At 75.0% G+C, this 1,503-nt stretch carries 2 protein-coding genes; both read right to left on the bottom strand.

Annotated features, from left to right (window positions below; translation table 11 throughout):
* Positions 1-31 precede the first annotated feature (31 nt).
* Positions 32-784 carry a class I SAM-dependent methyltransferase gene (locus tag ACFWEK_RS21585; RefSeq protein ID WP_430555371.1) on the bottom strand — a complete coding sequence of 251 codons (753 nt, stop codon included), beginning with the start codon at positions 782-784 and terminating at the stop codon, positions 32-34.
* A gap of 37 nt (positions 785-821) precedes the next feature.
* Complete coding sequence (locus tag ACFWEK_RS21580) at positions 822-1,166, bottom strand: oxidoreductase (protein ID WP_430555370.1); 345 nt, start codon at positions 1,164-1,166, stop codon at positions 822-824.
* Positions 1,167-1,503: the final 337 nt, after the last annotated feature.

The following is a 1,503-nucleotide window of genomic DNA, read 5'->3' as shown; positions in this document are numbered from 1 at the left end:
GGGTGGGCCGGGCGCCGTCGTCGTCCGCGCCTCAGGGGGCGACGGCCACCGCCCAGCGGAACGCGTTCGCGAGGCGGTACCCGCCGCCGGGGACCCGGAACGGGGACGCCGCGGCCACGACGACCGGCGCGAGCTCGGCCGTCGTGCCCTCGTCCTCGCCGAGCAGGACGCCGCGCACCAGGCGGTCGTCGTCGGGCGCGCTCCACGGCACGTCGACGATCCCCGCCCCCACGACGTCGAACCCCGCGCCGACGAGGGCGGACTCCAGCCCGCCCGCGGCGCGCAGCGGGCCGTCGGGCGGCACGTCCTCCTCGTAGGCCTCCGCGACGGCACGCTCCACGACGTCGAGATCGTTGCGCGCGCCCTCGGCCCAGCTCGCGATCCCCACCCGGCCGCCCGGGACCAGCACGCGGGCGACCTCGGCCAGGGCGTCGTCGACGTCGTCGGCGAACTGGAGCGCGTTGACCGCGAGGACCGCGTCGAAGGTGCCGTCCTCGAACGGCAGGTGCTCGACGTCGCCGTCCCGGACCGTCGCACCGGGGTTCCGCTCGCCGGCCGTCCGCGCCATCGCCGGGGCGGGGTCGACACCTGCGGCGACGACGCCGGCGCGCACCAGGTGCCCGATCAGCTCGCCCGTGCCGCACCCGACGTCGAGGACCCGCGTCCCCCTCCCGACCTGCGCGGCGGTCAGCAGCGACGGCCAGACCGGTGCCGCGAACGAGCCCCACAGCTCGGCCCACCCGGCCGCCACCGCCGACCAGCGCTCACCGCCCCCGCCGTCCATGTCTCCCGGGTCCCCTCCGTCACCCACGCGCCGCGGCTCAGGCCTTGCGCCGCTGCGCCGACGTCCAGTCCCGCATGCGCTGCGGGTACCCGGTGAAGCGCACGTTGTAGACCGGGACGCCCAGCGACCGCGCCACCTCGAACCCCGTGCGCTCGTCCGGGACGCGACGTCGCGTCCACTCGCCCGTGGTGGCCACGAGGAGGACGGTGGTGGGCGTCTGCACGTTCGGCGGCTCCACGTACGCCTCCACCCCCACCCGGGTGCGCACGAACTCCTGCAGGTACGCGATCGTCTCGCCCCGCGATCCCGACGACGACGGTGCGCCGGGGTCCGGCGACGACGACCTGCCCAGCAGGCGTCCCAGCGAGGTCCTGAGCGACATGGCGCGAGACTACCGCCGTCGTGGGCCTCGTGGTCGGGAGGCCGCCCGGAGGTGTCCTGGAGGTCATGCGGCGGTCAGGTGTACCCAGCGTCACACCAACCCGGACCCCCGAACGATTGGGGCGACCCCCGCGGAGGTGACAAGATGGCAGGCAGTGACCAGAACGCGGCAACCCCAGATGTCGCGGGCCGGCAAACCGGCTCGCCTCGGCTCGTCGCCTGACCCACTGATCGAAGGAGACTCCACAGGTCATGTCTGAGAACGTGCAGCTCCCTGCACTCGGCGAGTCCGTCACCGAGGGCACCGTCACCCGATGGCTCAAGGCCGTCGGCGACAC

This window comes from Isoptericola sp. NPDC060257 (assembly GCF_042726645.1).
Taxonomy (GTDB): Bacteria; Actinomycetota; Actinomycetes; order Actinomycetales; family Cellulomonadaceae; genus Isoptericola; species Isoptericola nanjingensis.
The sequence above is the reverse complement of the archived record's forward strand: the minus strand, read 5'-3'. Positions and strand labels throughout refer to the sequence as shown.

Bases quoted from the DNA above. Each gene is read 5' to 3' on its own strand.
- ACFWEK_RS21580 (WP_430555370.1), bottom strand. From the start codon at position 1,166: ATGTCGCTCAGGACCTCGCTGGGACGCCTGCTGGGCAGGTCGTCGTCG.
- ACFWEK_RS21585 (WP_430555371.1), bottom strand. From the start codon at position 784: ATGGACGGCGGGGGCGGTGAGCGCTGGTCGGCGGTGGCGGCCGGGTGG.